Source organism: Microbacterium croceum (genome assembly GCF_023091245.1).
Classification (GTDB): domain Bacteria; phylum Actinomycetota; class Actinomycetes; order Actinomycetales; family Microbacteriaceae; genus Microbacterium; species Microbacterium croceum.
Genome location: NZ_JAHWXN010000001.1, coordinates 2,907,494 through 2,927,660 on the forward strand (window position 1 = coordinate 2,907,494; position 20,167 = coordinate 2,927,660).

17 protein-coding genes are annotated in these 20,167 nt (G+C 69.4%); 9 read left to right on the forward strand and 8 right to left on the reverse strand.

All coding sequences use genetic code 11. The features are described from left to right. Positions 1-1,398: a dihydrolipoyl dehydrogenase gene (gene lpdA / locus KZC51_RS13805; RefSeq protein WP_247630515.1), complete on the forward strand. Its 1,398-nt coding sequence runs from the start codon at positions 1-3 to the stop codon at positions 1,396-1,398. 52 nt (positions 1,399-1,450) lie between these two features. On the opposite strand, the gene KZC51_RS13810 is transcribed toward lpdA, so the two are convergent. The 5 genes from KZC51_RS13810 to KZC51_RS13830 all read right to left on the reverse strand — a co-directional run bounded on the left by KZC51_RS13810 (position 1,451) and on the right by KZC51_RS13830 (position 4,741). Then, positions 1,451-2,167 carry a methyltransferase domain-containing protein gene (locus KZC51_RS13810; RefSeq protein ID WP_247630516.1) on the reverse strand — a complete coding sequence of 239 codons (717 nt, stop codon included), beginning with the start codon at positions 2,165-2,167 and terminating at the stop codon, positions 1,451-1,453. Then, on the reverse strand, positions 2,157-3,323 hold the full coding sequence (locus KZC51_RS13815) for a type III polyketide synthase (RefSeq protein WP_247630517.1): 1,167 nt from the start codon (positions 3,321-3,323) through the stop codon (positions 2,157-2,159). The genes KZC51_RS13810 and KZC51_RS13815 overlap by 11 nt, the downstream gene beginning before the upstream one ends. Before the next feature lie 72 nt (positions 3,324-3,395). After that, complete coding sequence (locus KZC51_RS13820; protein ID WP_247630518.1) at positions 3,396-4,010, reverse strand: CYTH domain-containing protein; 615 nt, start codon at positions 4,008-4,010, stop codon at positions 3,396-3,398. After that, a complete protein-coding gene (locus tag KZC51_RS13825; RefSeq protein ID WP_247630519.1) occupies positions 4,003-4,215 on the reverse strand; it encodes a response regulator in 213 nt (70 codons plus the stop codon). The genes KZC51_RS13820 and KZC51_RS13825 overlap by 8 nt, the downstream gene beginning before the upstream one ends. Positions 4,216-4,270: 55 nt before the next feature. After that, positions 4,271-4,741 (reverse strand): prepilin peptidase, encoded by a 471-nt coding sequence (locus KZC51_RS13830; RefSeq protein WP_247630520.1) that lies wholly within the window; start codon positions 4,739-4,741, stop codon positions 4,271-4,273. A 155-nt stretch (positions 4,742-4,896) separates the two neighbouring features. On the opposite strand from KZC51_RS13830, the gene imuA' reads away from it, so the two are divergent. Genes imuA' through KZC51_RS13845 form a run of 3 tightly spaced genes read left to right on the forward strand, consistent with a single transcriptional unit; the run spans position 4,897 to position 10,735 of the window. Then, on the forward strand, positions 4,897-5,736 hold the full coding sequence (imuA', locus tag KZC51_RS13835) for a DnaE2-dependent mutagenesis accessory factor ImuA' (RefSeq protein ID WP_247630521.1): 840 nt from the start codon (positions 4,897-4,899) through the stop codon (positions 5,734-5,736). Beyond that, positions 5,733-7,271 (forward strand): DNA polymerase Y family protein, encoded by a 1,539-nt coding sequence (locus KZC51_RS13840; protein ID WP_247630522.1) that lies wholly within the window; start codon positions 5,733-5,735, stop codon positions 7,269-7,271. Before imuA' ends, KZC51_RS13840 begins: the two co-directional genes overlap by 4 nt. Next, the gene (locus KZC51_RS13845; protein WP_247630523.1) at positions 7,271-10,735 is read left to right on the forward strand and encodes an error-prone DNA polymerase; all 3,465 of its coding nucleotides are present in this window, start codon (positions 7,271-7,273) and stop codon (positions 10,733-10,735) included. Before KZC51_RS13840 ends, KZC51_RS13845 begins: the two co-directional genes overlap by 1 nt. 8 nt (positions 10,736-10,743) lie before the next feature. Here the strand turns inward: KZC51_RS13845 and KZC51_RS13850 are convergent, their stop codons facing one another. Next, entirely contained in the window at positions 10,744-11,127 is a 384-nt protein-coding gene (locus KZC51_RS13850) for a hypothetical protein (RefSeq protein WP_247630524.1), read from the reverse strand. A 474-nt stretch (positions 11,128-11,601) separates the two neighbouring features. On the opposite strand from KZC51_RS13850, the gene helR reads away from it, so the two are divergent. Next, positions 11,602-13,746, forward strand: a complete 2,145-nt coding sequence (gene helR, locus KZC51_RS13855; RefSeq protein ID WP_247630525.1) for an RNA polymerase recycling motor ATPase HelR — start codon at positions 11,602-11,604, stop codon at positions 13,744-13,746. A gap of 6 nt (positions 13,747-13,752) precedes the next feature. Here the strand turns inward: helR and KZC51_RS13860 are convergent, their stop codons facing one another. Next, positions 13,753-14,349: a TetR/AcrR family transcriptional regulator gene (locus KZC51_RS13860; protein WP_247630526.1), complete on the reverse strand. Its 597-nt coding sequence runs from the start codon at positions 14,347-14,349 to the stop codon at positions 13,753-13,755. 140 nt (positions 14,350-14,489) lie between these two features. On the opposite strand from KZC51_RS13860, the gene pdhA reads away from it, so the two are divergent. From pdhA to KZC51_RS13880, 4 genes are all read left to right on the forward strand, one after another. Next, complete coding sequence (gene pdhA / locus KZC51_RS13865) at positions 14,490-15,587, forward strand: pyruvate dehydrogenase (acetyl-transferring) E1 component subunit alpha (RefSeq protein ID WP_247630527.1); 1,098 nt, start codon at positions 14,490-14,492, stop codon at positions 15,585-15,587. Further along, positions 15,584-16,576, forward strand: coding sequence for an alpha-ketoacid dehydrogenase subunit beta (locus KZC51_RS13870; RefSeq protein ID WP_247630528.1), 993 nt, complete (start codon positions 15,584-15,586; stop codon positions 16,574-16,576). The genes pdhA and KZC51_RS13870 overlap by 4 nt, the downstream gene beginning before the upstream one ends. Before the next feature lie 9 nt (positions 16,577-16,585). Next, on the forward strand, positions 16,586-17,815 hold the full coding sequence (locus tag KZC51_RS13875; protein ID WP_247630529.1) for a dihydrolipoamide acetyltransferase family protein: 1,230 nt from the start codon (positions 16,586-16,588) through the stop codon (positions 17,813-17,815). A gap of 260 nt (positions 17,816-18,075) precedes the next feature. Continuing rightward, the gene (locus tag KZC51_RS13880; RefSeq protein WP_247630530.1) at positions 18,076-19,251 is read left to right on the forward strand and encodes an ice-binding family protein; all 1,176 of its coding nucleotides are present in this window, start codon (positions 18,076-18,078) and stop codon (positions 19,249-19,251) included. On the opposite strand, the gene KZC51_RS13885 is transcribed toward KZC51_RS13880, so the two are convergent. Beyond that, positions 19,205-20,167 (reverse strand): DMT family transporter, encoded by a 963-nt coding sequence (locus KZC51_RS13885; protein WP_247630531.1) that lies wholly within the window; start codon positions 20,165-20,167, stop codon positions 19,205-19,207. The two genes, KZC51_RS13880 and KZC51_RS13885, sit on opposite strands and share 47 nt — an antisense overlap.

Below are 20,167 nucleotides of genomic sequence, written 5' to 3' on the forward strand. Positions count from 1 at the left end.
ATGCCTCATTACGACGTCGTCATCCTCGGTGCAGGTCCTGGTGGATACGTCGCTGCGGTTCGCAGCGCGCAGCTCGGCCTGTCCACCGCCATCATCGAGGAGAAGTACTGGGGCGGTGTCTGCCTCAACGTGGGCTGCATCCCCTCCAAGGCCCTCCTCAAGAATGCGGAGCTCGCGCACACCCTGAACCACAAGGCAGACTTCTTCGGCATCTCCGGTGAGTTCACGATCGACTTCGGCAAGGCGTTCGATCGCAGCCGCGAGGTCGCCGAGGGGCGCGTCAAGGGCATCCACTTCCTGATGAAGAAGAACAAGGTGACCGAGTACAACGGTCGCGGCACCTTCACCGGCCCCAAGACGATCTCGGTCGCCAAGGCCGACGGGTCGACGGAGGAGGTCACGTTCGACAACGTGATCATCGCCACCGGCTCCAAGGTGCGTCTGCTCCCCGGCGTCACGCTGAGCGAGAACGTCGTGACGTACGAAGAGCAGATCATGACGCGCGAGCTTCCGGAATCGATCGTCATCGTCGGCGCCGGCGCCATCGGCATGGAGTTCGCCTACGTGCTGACGAACTACGGCGTCAAGGTCACGATCATCGAGTTCCTCGACCGCGCGCTCCCCAACGAGGACGCCGACGTGTCGAAGGAGATCACGAAGCAGTACAAGAACTACGGCGTCGACATCCTCACCTCGACCAAGGTCGAGACGATCGTCGACAACGGCTCGTCCGTCACCGTCACGTACACCGGCAAGGACGGGCAGCAGAGCTCGATCGAGGCCGGCAAGGTTCTCATGTCGGTCGGCTTCGCCCCGAACGTCGAGGGCTTCGGCCTGGAGAACACCGGCGTGAAGCTCACCGAGCGTGGTGCGATCGACATCGACGACCACATGCGCACCAACGTCGAGGGCATCTACGCCATCGGCGACGTGACCGCCAAGCTGCAGCTGGCCCACGTGGCCGAGGCCCAGGGCGTCGTCGCGGCCGAGACCATCGGCGGCGCGGAGACCCAGACGCTCGGCGATTACCGCATGATGCCGCGCGCCACGTTCTGCTCCCCCCAGGTCGCCTCGTTCGGCCTCACCGAGCAGCAGGCCAAGGATGAGGGGCGCGAGATCAAGGTCGCGACCTTCCCGTTCATGGCGAACGGCAAGGCGCACGGCCTCGGCGAGCCCGTCGGCTTCGTCAAGCTGATCGCCGACGCCGAGCACCTGGAGCTCATCGGCGCGCACATGATCGGTCCCGACGTCTCGGAGCTCCTGCCGGAGCTCACCCTGGCGCAGAAGTGGGACCTCACGGCTCTCGAGCTGGCGCGCAACGTGCACACGCACCCGACGCTGTCGGAGGCGCTGCAGGAGGGCTTCCATGGCCTCGCCGGTCACATGATCAACTTCTGATCCACTCGCGTCACGAAGGCCCGGTCCGCTGCTGCGGATCGGGCCTTCGTCGTCACGGGGTCGTCGGGTTCCAGCGCAGTTCGAGCCGGAAGGGCATCCTCGTGCGCACGGTCCACCCCTGCGGCACCACCGCGGCCAGCTCCTGCGCCGTGTACGAGCGGCGGATGCTGATCAGTCCGTCCTCCCGGATGAAGGTCCCGGCCAGCACTGTGCCGGAGAACGGAGCGGTGCCGGCTCGATAGAGCGCGTAGGCGGCGTCGGCGCGGGCGATGTCATGGTGCACGACCACCCCGGTGTCTCCGACCAGCGCCCGCGTATCCTGCAGCATCCGCGGCAGCTCGGCATCGGACAGATGATGCAGCACGTGGTTGGAGAGCACGACGTCGAACTGCGCTCCCTCCGCGACCAGTTCGTGCGAGAACGCGCAACGGTATCGGATCCCTGCACCGCCGTCGTGATCCGACGCCCACCTGATCGCACGCTCATCGGCGTCCAACGCGGTGATGTCGGCCGACAATCCATCACGGTGAAGCCGTCTGGCGAGGTCGCGGCACAGATCTCCCCCACCGGCTCCCACATCGAGGATGCGCACGCGGCCGTGGCGCGCACGCGGGCGGACGTCGCGGCGGTAGACGCCGCCGGGACGCGAGACCAGGGCGTTGACGATGCGGAATCGGTCGTAGGTGCGACCGAGCATCCGCTCATCCGCATCCGGCGCATCCATCAGCTCGCGGGCATCGACGGCCCTGGTCGACAGGTCAGGCCGCACGGGGCCCCGGTTCGTCAACCGTGAACAGCGCGCTCTCGGCGGTCAGCCCCGGTCCGAAGGCCATGGCGGCGACCCGCTCACCCGGCTGCGCCCCTTCCTGTTCCAGGATGCGTTTCAGCACGAACAGCACGGTCGCGCTGGACATGTTGCCGTTCTCGCGGAGTACCTCTCGGGCCGGATGCAGGTGCGCATCGCTCAGGTGGAGGCGTTCCTGCACGCGATCCAGGATGCCGCGCCCACCGGGGTGGATCGCCCAGTGCGCGACCTTCTCGCCGATCGTGCCGCCGTCGAAAGCCGTGACCAGGTCGCCCTCTCTCGCATAGAGCGGACGGAGGGCATCGATGATCGTCTCCCCGATGATCTGCGGCACCGCGGTCGACAGGACCATCTCGAACCCGGAGTCTCCGATCATCCAGGCCATGTCGCTCTCGCCCTGCGGAGCGATCGCCGTGTGGAATCCGTCGAGCCGCAGCGCGGGCAGCGTGGTGGCGAGAGGACGCGCGGTCACGATGCCGGCCGCGGCCCCGTCGGCGAACAGCGAGGAGGCCACGATCGTGTCGGGGTCCTCCGAGGAGCGCAGGTGCAGGGTGCACAGCTCGACGCTGACGATCAGGACGACCGCATTCTGGTCCGCCGCGCAGAACTGACTCGCCGCGCGCAACGCGGGCATGGCGGCGTAACAGCCCATGAAGCCGAGATGGTAGCGCTGCACGCTGTCGCCCAACCCCAGGGAGCGTGTGATCTCGTAGTCGGGACCCGGCGCGAAGAAGCCGGTGCACGACACCGTGATGACATGGGTGATGTCGCTCGCCTCGATGTCGGGATCTGCCTCGACAGCTCGACGGGCCGCGGCGACGAAGAGCGGGAACGCCTCGCGGACGTAGACCTCGTTTCGCGTCCCCGTGCTCGGGGACAGCAGCGCACCTGCGGTGCGATCGAAGAAGACCGGATGCTCCGGCGCCGCGGTGGGCGCGAACTCGTCGATCACGGTGTGGCGGGTGTCGATGCCCGAGACGGTGAACGATGTGGACACGATCCGCTGCGCCAGCCGTCCGAGATCGGGCTGCGAGCCGAAGATGTCCCGGATCTGATCCTGCCGGAGCACGGTATCCGGAACGATCGTCTGGAGTGATCTCAGCACGGCAGGGCGACTCATGATGTCACTCAAGCACCCCGGAGACCATCGTGGAAAGGGGCTTGCGCCGTGTCGGCGTGTTTGCGATGCGGCTCAGAACCCCAGGGCGCGCGCGAGCTTGGATCCGGACGCGGAGTCGCGTCCACCGGCGGCACGGACCGCATGCTCGACGGCGGCGAAGAAGGACTCCCTGCCCGCGGCATCCGCGGGTGCGGCCGGTCCGAGCTCCATCTCCCATTCGCGCCATTCTCGCTGCGCTCCCCGGCGCAGATCCGTGGCACGGACGCGATCATCGACGAACTCCGCCATGACGCCGTCCGGCCCGGTGAGGAGATAGGCCGTGCGGTCGTTCTCGATGCGCGCGAGCGGACTCAACGGCGCCGTGGTCCAGCGGGCGATCATGGTCGCGACCGCCTCCGGAAGCTCCTCACCCTCACCGAGCGGCCAGCCGAGTTCGAGTCGGCCATCGCCTTCCCGTGGCCCCTTCACGTGCCAGCCCTCGTCCGGACCTCCGGTGCGGCGACGCAGGGCGACGCCGGCGCGGGAGAGCGCTCCGTCGTCGGTGTCGAAGTAGCGAGCGTCGAGTGCGCGCGCCTCACCGGCCGTCACGGCGTCGACTCCCGGGATCCCCTGCCAGAGCGGCAGGGGCGTGGAGACGTCGACGTCGTACTTGCGCTCGACCTCGACCGTGCGAGAGGGCTCAGTCATCCGAAGGACTGATGTCCTCGAGCGCCTCGTCGTACCAGTAGTCGATCTCGGTGGGCCCGTCGTTCGTGCCGGTGTTCGCCGGCTCGCCGCGGCGGTTGTATACCACCTGCGTCTCGCTGTAGGGGACGATCAGCTTGTCGTCCGCATCGCCCAGAGGAATGATCTGCCCGTCCAGCGGGCCGCCGTGAAGTCGCGCGAGTGCCATGACATCACCCTAGCCCTGCCTTCCCCCGACAGCGCCAGCGCCGACGGCGTTCCGCTCAGGTGCAGGCGATGCCCACGACCGCGCCGGCGATCATCCACGGCCCGAAGGCGATGCGCGTCTTGCCGTCCGCACGGCGCAGAGCGATCAGCACCAGCGCATAGAGCGCACCGAGCACGAAGGCCGAGGCGGCTCCGACCGCGAGCGCCTGCCAGCCATGCCAGCCGAGGAGCAGTCCGATGACCACCGCGAGCTTGACGTCGCCGCCTCCCATCCCGGCGGGGCTGAGCAGACGCAGCGCTGCATAGAAGCCGCCGAGGATCAACGCCCCCAGGAGAGCACGGAGCAGGGTGCGCGTCCCTCCGGTGCCGATCGCATCGAGCAGCACGAGCAGGAGCAGCCCCGCCAGGGTCGGCAGCACGATGCGATTCGGCAGCCGATGCGTGCGGACGTCGATCACGATCAGACAGGCGCCGATGCCGGCCAGCGCCAGATGGACGAGGGCCACGAGCACGGTGCGCAGATCCATGTCGGCAGGCTAGGAGATCATCGTCGGATGCGTCCGACGGCTGTGGATAACCGCGACTCGGGTCCGCACGGCAGCATCTTCCGCAATGTCGGATGTACGAATTACCGTGATCATCACCACTTGCTTTATTCGAATATATCTTCGAGGATGGAATCATGGGGATCGGGCTCGATGCGGTGACCGCGCTCTCTCCGACGGGCGACTTCCGCGCCGGAGAGGTGCTGCGGCTGCGCCGTGAGATCAGCCGCATGCAGCGCCGCCGCAGTGACGATGCGCTGCTCCCCCTCGACCCCGCATTCGCCTCGCTGCTGCCGGAGGAGGGGCTGGTGACCGGCACCGCATACACCGTCACGCCCTCGCCGAGCCTGGTGCTCGCCCTGCTCAGCGCGGCCTCCCGCAAGGGGCACTGGAGCGCGGTCGTCGGCATGCCGACCCTGGGCGTGGAGGCCGCAGCCGCCTTCGGCATCGACCTCTCCCGGCTGATCCTCGTCCCCGACCCCGCCGACCGTTGGCTCGCCGCGACCTCGGCCCTCGCCGAGGTCATCCCCCTGATCGTCGTCCATCCGGCGAGCCGCGCGCGCGATGCCGACATCTCGCGTCTGAGCGCGCGTCTGCGCGACCGCGGATGCACGCTGCTGGTCGCCGCCTCCTCCGCCGGCGAATGGCCGCAGAGCGAGGGCTCGATCCACATCGACGACCCGCACTGGCATGGCCTCGGTGCCGGCTGGGGGCTGCTCTCCGACTGCACCGTCACGGTGACCGCCCGCACCAGGCGCGCCCCGATGCCCTCTCGCGTGCAGGTGCGCCTCCCCGGCAACCGCGGCCTGGTGGAGCCGTTGAGCGTCGATGTGTCGAGTTCCGAGCGGCGAGGCCCCGAGCTCACCGCTCTGCCCTCCCTGCCCTCCTTGCCCTCCTTGCCCTCCTTGCCCTCCGAAGCCTCCCCACGGAACACCGCTCCCGACCACGAGCTCTCCTTCTGGGCGGAGGCCGGATGAACGCCCCGCTCCGCGTCCTCGTGCTGTGGTTCCCGGACTGGCCGCTGCGCGCCGCACTCGGTGGGCCGCCGCCGCACCCGCCCACTGCGCTGGTGCAGGCGAACACCGTCGTGGCCTGTACGGCCTCGGCGCGGGAGCACGGCGTGCGCTCGGGGCAACGTCGACGCGTCGCCCAGGGACATCTGTCCTCCCTGCAGGTGCTCCCCCACGATGCCGCGCGGGACGAGCGTGCCTTCCTCCCTGTGCTGCAGCTCATCGAGAAGCACGCGCCAGGGGTCGCCCAGCTCCGACCCGGACTGGCCGTGCTGCGCGCCAGAGGGATCTCCCGTTATCACGGCGGAGAGGCCGCGGCGGCGGATGCCCTCGCCGCTGTCCTCACGGAGGCCGGCCTGCCCGAAGTCCGCATCGGCGTCGCGGACGGCCCCTTCACCGCCGAGATCGCCGCCAGAGGGCCTCGCCCTCGCACGGTCGTCCCCGCGGGGCTGTCGAAGGACTTCCTGGCCCCCTACCCCGTGCAGGTGCTGCGAGACGAGCAGATCCCCGACCTCCTGATCAGACTGGGCGTACGCACGCTCGGCGAGTTCACGGCGCTCCCCGCGATCGAGGTGCGCGACCGCTTCGGCGAGCGCGGAGCCCGCCTGCATGCCCTCGCGGCCGGCGCGGATTCCCAGCCTCTGGTCCCGCGCCCGCCCGACCCCGAGCTGGTGCGCAGCGTGGAGTTCGAGACCCCTCTGGCCGGAGCCGACCAGGTGGCCTTCGCCGTGCGACAGACCGCCGACGGGGTGCTGGTGGCCCTGGGCGAGGCGTCGCTCGTGTGCACCGAGGTCCGGATCGATCTGACCGACGACAACGGACTGGTGTTCTCCCGCACCTGGCTGCACCCCACCTGCTTCGACGCCTCCGATCTGGTCGACCGCATCCGGTGGCAGCTCGAGGCCCTGGCTGCGCAGAACGCGAAGGATCCGGTCGACGAGGCGCGGGCGTTCGGCGGCATCTCCGCCGTGCGCATCGTGCCGGTGGCGGTGGACGACGCGGCGCATCATCAGCCGGGCCTGTTCGGCTCCGGCACCGATGAGCGCCTGCACCATGCCGTCTCGCGGGTGCAGACGATGCTCGGTCACGAGGGAGTGGTCACCGCCGCGCTCTCAGGAGGGCGGTGGCTCGCCGACCGGCAGGTGCTCACTCCATGGGGCGAGCGCCCGGTCGCCCCCCGCGATCCCACTCGTCCCTGGCCGGGGAGCCTGCCCGATCCGCTGCCGGCTGAGGTGTTCCGTCCGCCCCGCCCCATCGGAGTGGACGCGGCAGACGGCAGCACGATCAGCGTCGATGAACGCGGGGCGCTGTCCGCCGCCCCGGCACGGATCAACGGGAGCGTCGTGCAGGGGTGGGCGGGCCCCTGGCCGATCCATGAGCACCGGTGGACGGCGGGCGGAGGCAAGAAAGGGCATCGGCTGCAGATCGTCGATGACCGCAACCGCGCCTGGCTGGTGTTCTGCACCGGCGAGCGCTGGTGGGCTGAGGGGAGGTATCGCTGATGGGCTGGCACAATCCACCGCTGTCCTGGAACGAGCTGGAACGCACGCTCAGTGGAGAGGAGCCCCCTGCGCACCCGACTGTCGCCGAGCCCCGAGGAGCGCGCGCCGACCCCGGGCCGGTGAGCCGAAGACGACAGCGGACCCCACCCGCACCCATCCCCCGCCCCGCGGATGCTGTGCCCTACGCCGAGCTGCACGCGCACTCCTCCTACTCCTTCCTCGACGGCGCCTCATCGCCGGAGGAGCTTCTGGCCGAGGCTGAACGGCTCGGCCTCACGGCTCTGGCACTCACGGATCACGACGGCTTCTACGGGGCTGCCCGCTTCGCCGAGGTCGCCGATCTGATGGAGGCACCGTTGCAGACCGTGTTCGGCGCCGAGCTCTCACTCGAACTGCCCGCTCCGCAGCGGGGCACCCCCGATCCGCTGGGCGACCACCTGTTGGTCCTCGCCCGTGGGATGGAGGGGTATCACCGGCTGTCCGGGGCCATCACCACCGCCCAGCTGCGCGGCGGCGAGAAGGGGCGCCCCGTCTACGACCTCGACGAGCTCGCGGCGAGCGCAGGTGGAGAGTGGACGATCCTCACCGGATGCCGCAAAGGCAGCGTGCGACGGGGACTGGAGAACGGCGATGCCGAGACTCCTCTCCGGCTGCTCGTCGACCTGTTCGGCGCCGACCACGTCGCCGTCGAGCTCTTCGACCACGGCGACCCGCAGGACAGCAGCCGCAACGACGCCCTCGCCGAGCTCGCCACCCGGATGCGTCTGCCGGTGGTGGCGACCAACAACGTGCACTATGCGACGCCGGCCCGCGCCCCGCTGGCCGAGGCCGTCGCCGCGGTGCGGGCGGTGCGCAGCATGGACGATCTCGACGGCTGGCTCCCCGCGCACGGCGGCGCCCATCTGCGCAGCGGCGCGGAGATGACGGCCCGCTTCCGGCGGTACCCCGGAGCGATCTCCTACGGCCTCGAGCTGGCTGCCGCATCGGCCTTCCCCTTGCGCAGGGCCCGACCGGCTCTCCCGCAGCAGGAGGTACCGGAGGGGCACACGCCGATGAGCTGGCTGCGCTCCCTGGTCTGGGAGGCCGTGCCCACGAAATACCCGCGGCTGGATGACGACGGGCGGCGCCGCATCGGCCGCGAGCTCGACGTCATCGAGGAGAAGGACTTCCCCGGCTACTTCCTCATCGTGCACGACATCGTGGCGGAGGCGCGGCGCCGCGGCATCCTCTGCCAGGGGCGCGGGTCGGCCGCGGCGAGCGCCGTCTGCTATCTGCTGGGCATCACCGCCGTGGATCCGATCCTCTACAAGCTCCCCTTCGAGCGTTTCCTCGCGACCACCCGGCAGGAGGAACCGGACATCGACGTGGACTTCGACTCCCGGCGGCGCGAGGAGATCATCCAGTGGGTCTACGGCCGATACGGGCGCGAACGGGCGGCGCAGGTCGCGAACGTCATCCAATACCGCCCGAAGAACGCCGTGCGCGACATGGCCAGGGCTCTCGGCTTCTCCCCCGGCCAGCAGGACGCGTGGTCGCGGCAGGTGGACGGCTGGAGCACGGGGCTGGAGGTCGCGGAGGAGCATGACATCCCTGCGAACGTGATCGAGTACGCCGGCGAGCTGTTGAAGGCCCCCCGCCATCTCGGTATCCACTCCGGGGGGATGGTGCTCACCGCCCGCCCCGTCGGCGAGGTGGTGCCGGTGGAGCATGCCCGGATGGAGGATCGCACGGTCATCCAATGGGACAAGGACGACGCGGCGTGGATGGGACTGGTGAAGTTCGACCTGCTGGGGCTGGGGATGCTCGCCGCCCTGCAGCACTGCTTCGACCTGATCCACGAGGCCACGGGTGAGCGGTGGACCCTGGAGACCATCCCGAAGGAGGAGCCGGCCGTCTACGACATGCTCTGCCGTGCGGACTCGATCGGGGTGTTCCAGGTGGAGTCCCGTGCCCAGATCGGTCTGCTCCCCCGTCTGCAGCCGCGGAGCTTCTACGACCTCACGATCCAGATCGCCCTGATCCGGCCCGGTCCCATCCAGGGCGGGGCCGTGCACCCCTTCGTGCGTCGCAAGATGGCGAAGGACCGCAACGATGAGGAGAACCGGGAACGGGTGGCACGCGGTGAGAAGCCGGTGGACTTCACGATTCCCTACCCGCACCCCGACCTGGAAGACATCCTGAAGCGGACGCTGGGCATCCCGATCTTCCAGGAGCAGCTGATCCAGATGGCGACCGCCGTGGGTGACTGCACGGCCGACGAGGCCGATCTGCTGCGACGGGCGATGGGCTCCAAGCGCGGCCTCGAGAAGATCGAGAAGGTCAAGGCGAAGCTCTACGCCGGCATGACCAGGCGCGGCCTGATCGGTGACGATGCCGATCGCATCTACGCGCAGATCCAGGCGTTCGCGAACTTCGGCTTCGCCGAGTCGCACTCGCTGTCGTTCGCGCTGCTGGTCTATGCCAGTTCCTGGGTGAAGCTGCACTACCCCGGGGTGTTCCTGGCCGGGCTCCTGCGCTCCCAGCCGATGGGCTTCTACTCGGCGGCGACGCTCACCGCCGATGCGCGGCGCCACGGCGTGGAGGTGCGGCGCCCCGATCTGCAGGCCTCGGGGGCGACCGAGACGATGGAACCGCTCACCGCGACCACACCGCGCACTCCCACCGGTCTCGACTCCTGCCTCGCGGATCCGCAGCCGCCCACGCTGCGCTTCCACAGGGACGCCCCCGACGAGGCCGCGGCTCACCGCAGAGACGGTGGATATGCCGTGCGTCTGGGACTCGGCGGGGTACGCGGGATCGGTGCCCCTCTGGCCGAGCGGATCGTCGCCGAGCGCGAGGAGAACGGCCCCTACCGCGACCTGCATGATCTGGTGCGGCGCACGGACGCCACTGCCGCACAGTTGGAGGCACTCGCCACCGCCGGCGCCTTCGCATGTCTGGGACTGGAGCGACGGGAGGCGATCTGGCTCGCGGGCGCCGCCGCCGAGGACCGCGCCCGATTCCTGCCGGGCACGACGGTGTCGGTACAGCCGCCGCTGTTCTCCGATCAGACCAGCTACGAGCAGCTCTCGGCCGACCTCTGGGCGACCGGCGTCTCCACCGACGACCATCCGATGGCGCACTTCCGCTCGGCGCTGACGGAGCGAGGGGTGCTCACGGCGCTGGATCTGCAGAAGCATGAGGTGGGTCGCCGCATCGAGGTCGCCGGACTCGTCACCCACCGTCAACGTCCGGCGACGGCGGCCGGCGTCACCTTCGTGAACCTCGAGGATGAGAGCGGTCTGGTCAACGTCGTCTGCTCGACAGGTGTGTGGAATCGCTATCGCCGGGTCGCGCGTGATTCCCCCGCGCTGATCATCCGCGGCATCCTGGAGCGCTCACCCGAAGGCGTGGTGAACGTGCTGGCCGATGCCTTCGAAGACCTGCGCACGGGGCTGACGCATCGCTCTCGGGACTTCCGGTGAGCAGAGGGTCACCAGAACCGTTCCGGCTCCTCCGCCGGCGGCCGGTCGACCCCACCCCACCGATCGGCCTCGGCCTTCGCCGCATCCGCTGCCGCATCAGCTCCCCGCAGCGCCACCGTCGATCCCACCGCACCGGGGCCGACGGGATCGACGGTGAGGATCGTACGTGCAACGCGGGCTTCGACGATCACGGTGCACTCGAGCACCCGGCCGAGCCAGCGCGCGAGATCGCCCAGAGGCTCCTCCGCGCGACGGTAGAGGATGCCCGTGTCCAGATCGAGCAGCGACACGAGCACCGGTGCCTGCGTGAGCGGATCGGTCTGCTCGGTCACCTCGACCCGATGTCCGGAAGGGATGGCGACCTGCGCGGTCCACACGAGCGTTCTGTCCATGTCTCCACCTTAGGAACGTGGGCCGTCGAGGAGAACACCCAGTGTGATGAACAGATTTCTCAGAAATTTTTGTCCCCCAAATGGCGGACATGAAGAAATCGCGATACTCTGCTATGCGTAGCGGGGGCTACAGGCTGAGACCTGGGGAATCAGCCGACGAGAGCAGCGAGATCTTCGCCGCCTCCCCTACCGTCCGGGTTGGGCGGTGCGCCCTCTCGAGCTCACGTCTGGGGCGGAGACTCGAGAGGGCAAATCCCCGCCGTCTCGTCCTCGTCGATCGCCGATCCGCGCGGTCCGGCGTCGCGCCGGCGCCTCTTCGTACCCGGGCATGAAGAGGGAGACGAAAAAAGAGGAACACGAAGTTCCTCCACTTTCAGGATATCTCCGACAGGGGGGCTTGCCACAAGGCCCCCTGCATGGGGCAGGATCGATCCTCGCTCATGCCGCCAACGCCTGAGCGCGAAGGAGACTCCCATGCCCACGACTCCCCTCGACCCGTTCCACCTCCCACCCTCGTCGCGCGGCAAGAGCGCGTCCGTCCTCATCGATGCCGACCGCGCGCACTTCCTGCGCATCGCCCATGCTCTGCAGAGTCAGCGCGAAGAGACCGAGTCCCGCCTCAGCGCCGCCAGACAGACACATGCCGGCACCGGCGGTACCGCCGTCGACCGCGATCTGGAGATCCGCAGACTGAGCGGTCGCCTGCGACTGCTCGACAGATTCGGCCTCGACCTCTGCCTGGGTCGGATGACGCCGAGCGACGGCAGCACCCCGCTCTACATCGGCCGCTCGGGTCTCGCCGCCGATGACGGCTCCCGACTCCTGGTCGACTGGCGCACCCCCGCGGCCGAGCCGTACTTCGCCGCAACGATGGCGGACCCGCGCGGTTTCTCCTCGCGGCGCCGGTACCGCTGGAGCGACGGACGCATCACCGACTACTGGGACGAGGCACTCACCCCTGAAGGACTCAGCGACACGGATGCCCTCGACGACCAGTCCGCCTTCATCGCCAGCCTGGGCTTCGATCGCTCGGCGCGCATGCGCGACGTGCTGTCGACGATCCAGGCCGATCAGGATGCGATCATCCGCACACCATCGCGAGGAACTCTGGTCGTCGACGGCGGACCGGGCACAGGCAAGACGGTCGTCGCCCTGCATCGCGCGGCACACCTGCTCTACGCCGAACCGCGCCTCACGCACGGCGGGGGTGGAATGCTGCTCGTCGGCCCGAACGCGCACTACCTCTCCTACGTCGAGGACGTGCTGCCGAGCCTCGGCGAGGACAGCGTCCGACTGAGCACGCTGCGCGACCTCGTGCCGGAGGGGCGAGACGCCGTCGCCGAGAAGGTCCCCCGTGTCGCACACCTCAAGGCGACGCTCGATCCCGTCGCGATGATCGATGCCGCGGCCGCCGTGCACGAACGACCTCCCCAGCGCGCCCTGCGGCTGGAGTCCCCCTGGGCGGATCTGTGGCTCGGCCGCGAGGAATGGGCCGAGGCCTTCTCCGCCGCCGACACCTCCTCCGCTCACAACGACGCGCGCGATGAGGTGTGGGAGGAGCTGCTGGAGACGCTCTCCGATCAGATCGACGACGACGACGCCCCTCCGCACGCGGTCAGGCGGTGGCTGCGGCAGGATGAGGAGCTCACGGGGACGTTCGTGCGCGCCTGGCCATTGCTCTCGCCGGCATCGATCGTCCGCCGCTTCTGGAGCGACCCCGACTTCCTCGCACGCTGCGCCCCGTCTCTCACCGCCGAGGAGATCGCCATCCTGCAGCGCGAGACGCACGAGGCCTGGACCGTGGCCGACCTCCCCTTCCTCGACGCCGCACGCCGACGGATCGGCGACCCGGAAGCGACACGGGCAGAACATCGTCGCCAGGCGGTGATCGCCTCGGCCCAGGATCAGATGTCGCACGTCGTCGACCACCTCATCGAGGACGACGACAGCGAGATGAAGGTCATGTCGATCCTGAAGGGACAGGACGCTCGGAATGTGCTCACCGGCGTCGATACCCCTCCGCTCTCCCCTCCCGACGAGCTCGCGGGCCCGTTCGCACACATCGTGATCGACGAGGCCCAGGAGCTGAGCGACGCGGAATGGCGGATGCTGTTGGCGCGCTGCCCCTCGCGGAGCCTGACCATCGTGGGCGATCGCGCGCAGACACGGCACGGCTTCACCCAGAGCTGGGCGGAGCGCCTGGAGCGGGTCGGCATCCGCGAGGTGCGGGTCGCGCATCTGGGAGTGAACTACCGGACCCCGGTGGAGGTCATGACCGTGGCCGCACCCGTGATCCGGGCGGCGATCCCCGACGCGAACGTGCCCCGATCGGTGCGGGAGAGCGGCATCCCGGTGCGGGAGGCGACGACGACGGGGCTCGAGGGAATCCTCGACGACTGGCTCGCCACGCACGCGCAGGGCATCGCCTGCGTGATCGGCGCCCCCTCGTTCACCCCCACGGCGCGTGTACGCGCACTGACGCCCGAGGGGGCGAAGGGACTCGAATTCGACCTCGTGATACTCGTGGATCCCGAGCAGTTCGGCGACGGCGTCACCGGTGCCGTCGACCGCTACGTGGCGATGACCCGCGCCACGCAGGAGCTCGTCATCCTCCACTGAGACGGCTCAGGCCGTGCGCGCGGCGAGCCCCAGCTGGGCGAGAGCGGCACGCGCGTGGCGCCTCGCTGTGGCGTCGGAGGGCGCCGGGGCGAGCCCGAGCAGTCGCTGACGATGCGGCTCTCCGAGAAGCAGTGCGAACAGCGCCGAGGCCATGGCATCGTGGCCCTCCGGTATCCGCTCTCGGAGGGCGGAGATGTACGCGCGCGGGCCTTCGTCGTAGAAGCGTCGGGCGAGCTCGGGGAAAGCCTCCGCCTCGATGATCATCAGTCGGTGCAGGGCGATCGCCTCATCGGAGTGCAGGGCTCGCACCATCATGACGGCCAGCTCCTCCAGGCTGCCATCGGCGCCGCCGCGGTGCACCGTGCGGTCGCGCAGCCGCTCGACACTCGCCAGGAAGATCTCGGTGCGATCACCGAAGTACGCGTAGATCGTGCGCTTGGTCACATGCGCCTCACCGGCGATGTCGTCGAGCGTCACCTGATGGAACCCGCGCGCAGCGAACAGTTGCACCGCGACATCGAGGATGTCGTCTCTCCGCTGCGTCCGCTCCGCCTCGGTCGGCCTCCCCCGCTTCCGTGGTGTCTGCGCGCGCTCCGCCGCCATGTTGCCCCCTCGTGGATCGCTTTCGTTTCCCCCATCCTATAATGAGACGCGAGTCGTATCATTAATGCTGCGCCGCGAACCGGTGCGGCAGCGCCCGCCCACCCTGCGGTGCGCAGATCCATCGGACGAGAGGAACCCGCATGTCCGCGAAAGCCCGAGCTCCCCGCACCTCCACGCGCGCCCCGTCGGAGTCGCTCTCTGACGGACTGTCGCGGGAGTTCTACCAGCGGATGGTGATGATCCGCAGATTCGAGGAACGTGCCGCCCGCGCATACGCCGAGGCGAAGGTGGGCGGCTACTGCCACCTGAATCTCGGCGAGGAGGCGACGGTGGTCGGAGTCATGGGGGCACTGGACGAGAACGACTACGTCTACACGAACTATCGGGAGCATGGCTATGCACTCGCTCGCGGCATCGCGCCCGAGCGCATCATGGCCGAGCTCTACGGCCGCACCGATGGGGTCTCCAAGGGCTGGGGCGGGTCGATGCACATGTTCGACGTCGCCAGCCGGTTCATGGGCGGCTACGGCATCGTCGGCGGTCAGGTACCGCTGGCGACCGGCACCGCGCTGGCGATCGACTACCGCGGCGGCACCGAGGCCGTCGTCTGCGTGATGGGCGACGGCACGACGAACATCGGCGCCTTTCACGAATCCCTCAACATCGCGGCGCTCTGGGGTCTGCCGATCGTCTACGTGGTGAACAACAACGGACTGGGCATGGGCACCACCGTCGAGCAGTCCTCCGCCGAACCGGAGCTGTACCGGCGGGCGGCGTCGTACCGGATGCCATCGGCGCGCGTCGACGGCAACGATCCGGCAGCGGTGCACGCGGCGATGCGGATCGCGCTCTCCCGCGCTCGCGCCGGCACCCCGTATCTCCTGGAGACGATGACCGGTCGCCTGAAGGGCCACTCGGTCGTGGACCCCGCCCGCTACCGCAGCGCAGACGACACCGCGCGTGTGCGCGCCGGCGACCCGGTCGCCGCCTTCGCCGCACGCCTCCTCGAGCGCGGCGTGCTGACGGAGGGCAGGATCGCCGAGATCGACGCGGAGGAGACCGCTCGCGCCACCGCGGCCGCGGCGTTCGCCGAGGCGAGTCCGCATCCCGATGTGTCGACGCTGTTCGACTTCACGTACGCCACGACCGTGGCGAACGACTCCCGCCGCCTTCCCGGAGAAGCCTTGTTCCCTGCCGCACCCCGTCCGACCATCGCCCTCACGGAGGTGCCGGCATGACCGTCATCAGCTATCGCCAGGCCCTTCATGATGCCCTGCGGGAGGAGATGCTCCGGGACCCGGACGTGTTCGTGATCGGCGAGGAGATCGGCCTGTTCGAAGGGTCCTACAAGATCACCGCCGGCATGCTCGAGGAGTTCGGCCCGAAGCGGGTGCGCGACACCCCGATCGCCGAAGAGGGCTTCACGGGTGCCGCCATCGGGGCGGCGATGGTCGGTCTGCGACCGGTCGTGGAGATCATGACGATCAACTTCTCGCTGCTGGCGCTGGATCAGATCGTCAACCACGCGGCGAAGATCTACGGCATGTTCGGCGGACAGGCCAGGGTTCCGCTGGTCATCCGCACTCCCGGCGGCGGCGGACAGCAGCTCGGCGCGACCCATTCGCAGAACGTCGAGCTCTACTACGCGTTCGTTCCGGGGATGAAGGTCGTGGCGCCGTCCACACCCGCGGATGCCAAGGCACTGATGCTGGCCGCGATCCGCGATGACGACCCGGTGCTGGTGCTCGAGAACCTCGCCCTGTACAACACCACCGGAGAGGTGCCGGACGATGTCGAGCCTGCCGAGATCGGCAAGGCGGTGGTCGCGCGCCCCGGACGTGACATCACCGTGGTCGCATACTCGCGCATGGCGATGGTCGCCCGGGAGGCCGCAGAGCGTCTGGCTGGTGACGGCATCGACGTCGAGGTGATCGATCTGCGCAGCCTGCGCCCGCTCGATCGTGAGACCATCATCGACTCGGTGCGCAGGACGAACTGCGCCGTGGTGCTGGAGGACGACTGGTTGACGTACGGAATCGGCGCGGAGATCGCCGCGACCATCTCGGACGGGGCGTTCGACTGGCTCGATGCCCCTGTGCGCCGTGTCGCGATGGCAGAGGTTCCGATGCCGTACGCGAAGCCGCTCGAGACAGCGGCCCTTCCCTCCGTGGACGACGCCATCACGGCGATCCGCGACACTCTCGACGCCGTCGCCCGACGAGCCTGAAAGGTCATCATGATCGACATCCTCATGCCACGCCTCTCCGACACCATGACCGAGGGCGCCATCGCCGCCTGGCACAAGAAGCCGGGAGACGCCGTCTCGCCCGGCGAGGTGCTGGTCGAGATCGAGACCGACAAGGCGCTCATGGAGCAGGAGGCCTACGACGCCGGAGTGCTCGTCGAGATCCTCGTCGCCGAAGGCGAGAACGTCGCCATCGGCACGCCGATCGCCCGACTGGACGACGGTCGCGGAGAGGTCGCGCCGCCCCCTCGCGCAACGGACGCGGCTCCCGCGTCTGCCGCCGCGCCCACGCCGGCCCCCGCCCCCGCGCTCACGCCTGCCCCCGCGCCCACGCCCCTCGACGCCGAACGCCGCGCGGCGACCCCGCTGGTGCGACGGCTCGCCCGCGAGCGGGGGCTCGACCTCTCCGAGGTTTCCGGCACGGGTCCGGGTGGCCGCATCGTGCGCGCCGATCTGGACGCCGCGCGCGCCGCCGGCGCCGGGGAGCGCACCGCTGACCCATCCGCCACACCGCCAGACCCGCGGGAATCCGTGGTCGTGCCGTTCGATGCGGTGCGGCAGGCCATCGCATCACGGCTGACGACGAGCGCGACGACTGTCCCGAGCTTCACCGCCACGGCATCCGCCGACGTCGGAGACCTCCTGTCGTTGCGGGCGCAGATCAACGACGCCGGCGCCGAGGCGGGTGCGAAGGTCAGCGTCAACGATCTGATCGTGCGCGCCGCCGCCCTCGCTCTGCGGCAGCATCCCGAGATCAACGCGTCCTACTCGCCGGAGGGGCGAGGACAGACACTCCTGCACTCGCGCATCCACGTCGGAATCGCGGTCGCCTCGCCTGCCGGCCTCGTCGTGCCCGTCCTGCGCGACGCCGATCGCGCAGCAGTGTCTACTGTGGCCGCCATGACCCGAGAGCTCATCGCCAAGGCGGCCGATCGCACGCTGACGACCGCTGAGATGAGCGAGGGAACGTTCACCATCAGCAACCTCGGCATGTTCGGCATCGAGCATTTCACCGCGATCATCAACCCGCCACAAGGCGCGATCCTCGCCGTCGGCGGCATCCGCGACGAACTCGCGCTGATCGACGGCGACGTCTCGACCCGGAAGCGCATGCGCGTCACGCTCACCGCGGATCACCGCATCATCGATGGCGCGGCCGCAGCCCGTTTCCTCTCGACGCTGGTCGCGCTGCTGGAGCATCCGATGCGGATCGTGGCCTGACCGCGTCGCCCGCATCGTGTCCCGTGGCACGGTGCACGATGTGGGAGCTCGGGCGCGCGGCTGACGATGGGAGGACACGGCTCCCCCACCGCTGAAAGGACAAGACCTCTCCGCCTCGAACCAGGTGGCGCAGGTAACGGTTGACCTGTCAGTTTCCCGTCGTGCCGTCGCTCCCTGCGCCGTACTGATAGACCTGCCATTAGGCGCGGAAGTGTTGACCGCAGTTGATGACGATGCCCCTCCCTATCGGAAGGATCGTCATGTCCTCTCTCGGCGGACGCACCCCAGTCGTCGCTGCCACTGTTCTCGCGGCGCTCATCCTGCTCTCCTCCGCGTCGTCGGCGAACGCCGCCACGACCATCGACGGCCCGATCGACCTCGGAACAGCGACCCCCTTCGCCGTTCTCGGCGCCTCGGCCGTGACCAACACCGGTCCATCGGTACTCAACGGCGATGTCGGCCTCAGCCCCGAGACATCGGTCACCGGCTTCCCGCCTGCTGTCGTGAATGGAACACTGCACCAGACCGACGCGGTCGCCGCCGAGGCGCAGGCCGACCTCACCACCGCGTACAACGTGGCCGCGGGGCTCACCCCGCTCCAGTCGGGGCTCGGCGACCTGACCGGCGCGTCGCTGACTCCTGGCGTGTACTCGGGCGGCGAACTGGCTCTGACCGGCGCTCTGACGTTGTCCGGTACCGCGGAATCCGTCTGGATCTTCCAGGCCGCCTCCACCCTGACCATCGGTTCGGGCGCGATCATCACTCTCGTCGACGGCGCCAGCGCCTGCAACGTCTTCTGGCAGGTCGGCAGCTCCGCGACGATCAGAACCGGTGCGCAGTTCGTCGGCACGGTGATGGCAGATGTCTCGGTCACCGCGCAGACGGCGGCGACGGTGACCGGTCGCCTGCTCGCTCGCACGGGTGCCGTGACTCTCGATACCAACACGATCACCGCGCCGACCGGCTGTACGACCGAACCGGGTACCGTGCGGACGAGCCCCACGGTCACATCCGCCGCGCCGCCGAGCGGCGTGGTCGGCACCGACTACTCGCACACGATCACCGCATCGGGCACGCCGTCGTCGACGTACACCGTCGGTTCCGGATCGCTGCCCCCTGGCCTGACGCTGAACGAGACCACCGGTGTGATCAGCGGCCAGCCGACGGCGCCCGGGACGTACACGGTCACGATCGTCGCTACCAATGGCACGCAACCCGATGCCACGGTCGCGTATGAGATCGCGGTCGCCCCGGCGGCGATCTCGGAAGTCCCCGCGGTTCCCGCACCAGAGTCGGGAGAAGCAGGCTCCGGCGATCAGCTGGCCGAGAGCGGCGTCGAGCCGGGCGCGACGCCCCTCGTCGCATTCCTCGCGCTCGTCGCAGGCGGGCTCATGATCGCGACGTCGCGGGCTCGTCGCTCGCCGTCGGCTGCCTGAGAACAGGCGCGTCACCGGGGCGTGAGGCGCGCGACTCACTCACCAGCACCACGCCCACCCCGGCGCCGCACAGCACGAATCCGGCGAGCGTCACCGCCGTGAGCTGCTCGCCGAGCAGCAGCGCTCCCGCCGCAGCCGTGGCGGGAGCGACCAGGAACAACAGTGCGTTGAGCGCGGTGATCCCGACACGGCGCAGCAGCCACCAGTAGAGGCCGTACGCGGCGAGAGTCGGGAAAGCTGCGGAGAAGGTCGCCGCGACCCAGAACGACACGGATGCCGACGGCACGAGCGCTCCCGCGAACGCGGCGATCATCAGGAGTGCCGCGGCGGTCACGGTCACGTGGATCGTGAGCGTCAGGAGCACTCCGGTGTGCACCGAGGAACGCCTCTGCAGGAAGGTGCCCACGATCAGGCACGCCATCGCGAGCGCCGGGAGCAGATATGCCGCAGGAGGAGCGGCGGAACCGCCGAGTTGCGATCGCACCACCAGGAGGACGCCGATCGCGCCGAGCAGCAACCCCGCCCACTGCGCCGCACGCACTCGGAGACCCAGCAGCGGCCCGACGAGCATCGCGACCACCAGGGGCTGCACGGCGTCGATCAGTGCCGTCGTGCCGGTGGCGACGCCGGCCGCGACGGCCGCATACACGGCGGCACAGTAACCGAACTGTGCGAAGACGCCGATCAGAGCCTGACGGCGCATGTCGACACGGGGCACGCCTCGCGCCGCACCCGTGGCGAGCACGATGACGATCAGCACCACCGCGAGCGGGACGAACCGCCACACGAGCAGGGTCAGCGGGGAGGCATCGGCGGCGAGGGCCGGCACGACGAAGCCGGAGCTCCAGGCCGCGACGAAGGCTGCCGAGGCGAGGATGGTGATTCCGAGCCGAAGTACACCGATCTGTTTACTCAT

Excerpts from the sequence above, each read along its gene's own strand:
- KZC51_RS13860 (WP_247630526.1), bottom strand. The coding sequence starts at position 14,349 with ATGGCGGCGGAGCGCGCGCAGACACCACGGAAGCGGGGGAGGCCGACC.
- KZC51_RS13830 (WP_247630520.1), bottom strand. The coding sequence starts at position 4,741 with ATGGATCTGCGCACCGTGCTCGTGGCCCTCGTCCATCTGGCGCTGGCC.
- KZC51_RS13880 (WP_247630530.1), top strand. The coding sequence starts at position 18,076 with ATGTCCTCTCTCGGCGGACGCACCCCAGTCGTCGCTGCCACTGTTCTC.
- KZC51_RS13825 (WP_247630519.1), bottom strand. The coding sequence starts at position 4,215 with ATGGCACTCGCGCGACTTCACGGCGGCCCGCTGGACGGGCAGATCATT.
- lpdA (WP_247630515.1), top strand. The coding sequence starts at position 1 with ATGCCTCATTACGACGTCGTCATCCTCGGTGCAGGTCCTGGTGGATAC.
- KZC51_RS13875 (WP_247630529.1), top strand. The coding sequence starts at position 16,586 with ATGATCGACATCCTCATGCCACGCCTCTCCGACACCATGACCGAGGGC.
- KZC51_RS13840 (WP_247630522.1), top strand. The coding sequence starts at position 5,733 with ATGAACGCCCCGCTCCGCGTCCTCGTGCTGTGGTTCCCGGACTGGCCG.
- pdhA (WP_247630527.1), top strand. The coding sequence starts at position 14,490 with ATGTCCGCGAAAGCCCGAGCTCCCCGCACCTCCACGCGCGCCCCGTCG.
- KZC51_RS13820 (WP_247630518.1), bottom strand. The coding sequence starts at position 4,010 with ATGACTGAGCCCTCTCGCACGGTCGAGGTCGAGCGCAAGTACGACGTC.
- KZC51_RS13850 (WP_247630524.1), bottom strand. The coding sequence starts at position 11,127 with ATGGACAGAACGCTCGTGTGGACCGCGCAGGTCGCCATCCCTTCCGGA.
- helR (WP_247630525.1), top strand. The coding sequence starts at position 11,602 with ATGCCCACGACTCCCCTCGACCCGTTCCACCTCCCACCCTCGTCGCGC.
- KZC51_RS13885 (WP_247630531.1), bottom strand. The coding sequence starts at position 20,167 with ATGAGTAAACAGATCGGTGTACTTCGGCTCGGAATCACCATCCTCGCC.
- KZC51_RS13870 (WP_247630528.1), top strand. The coding sequence starts at position 15,584 with ATGACCGTCATCAGCTATCGCCAGGCCCTTCATGATGCCCTGCGGGAG.
- imuA' (WP_247630521.1), top strand. The coding sequence starts at position 4,897 with ATGGGGATCGGGCTCGATGCGGTGACCGCGCTCTCTCCGACGGGCGAC.
- KZC51_RS13845 (WP_247630523.1), top strand. The coding sequence starts at position 7,271 with ATGGGCTGGCACAATCCACCGCTGTCCTGGAACGAGCTGGAACGCACG.
- KZC51_RS13815 (WP_247630517.1), bottom strand. The coding sequence starts at position 3,323 with ATGAGTCGCCCTGCCGTGCTGAGATCACTCCAGACGATCGTTCCGGAT.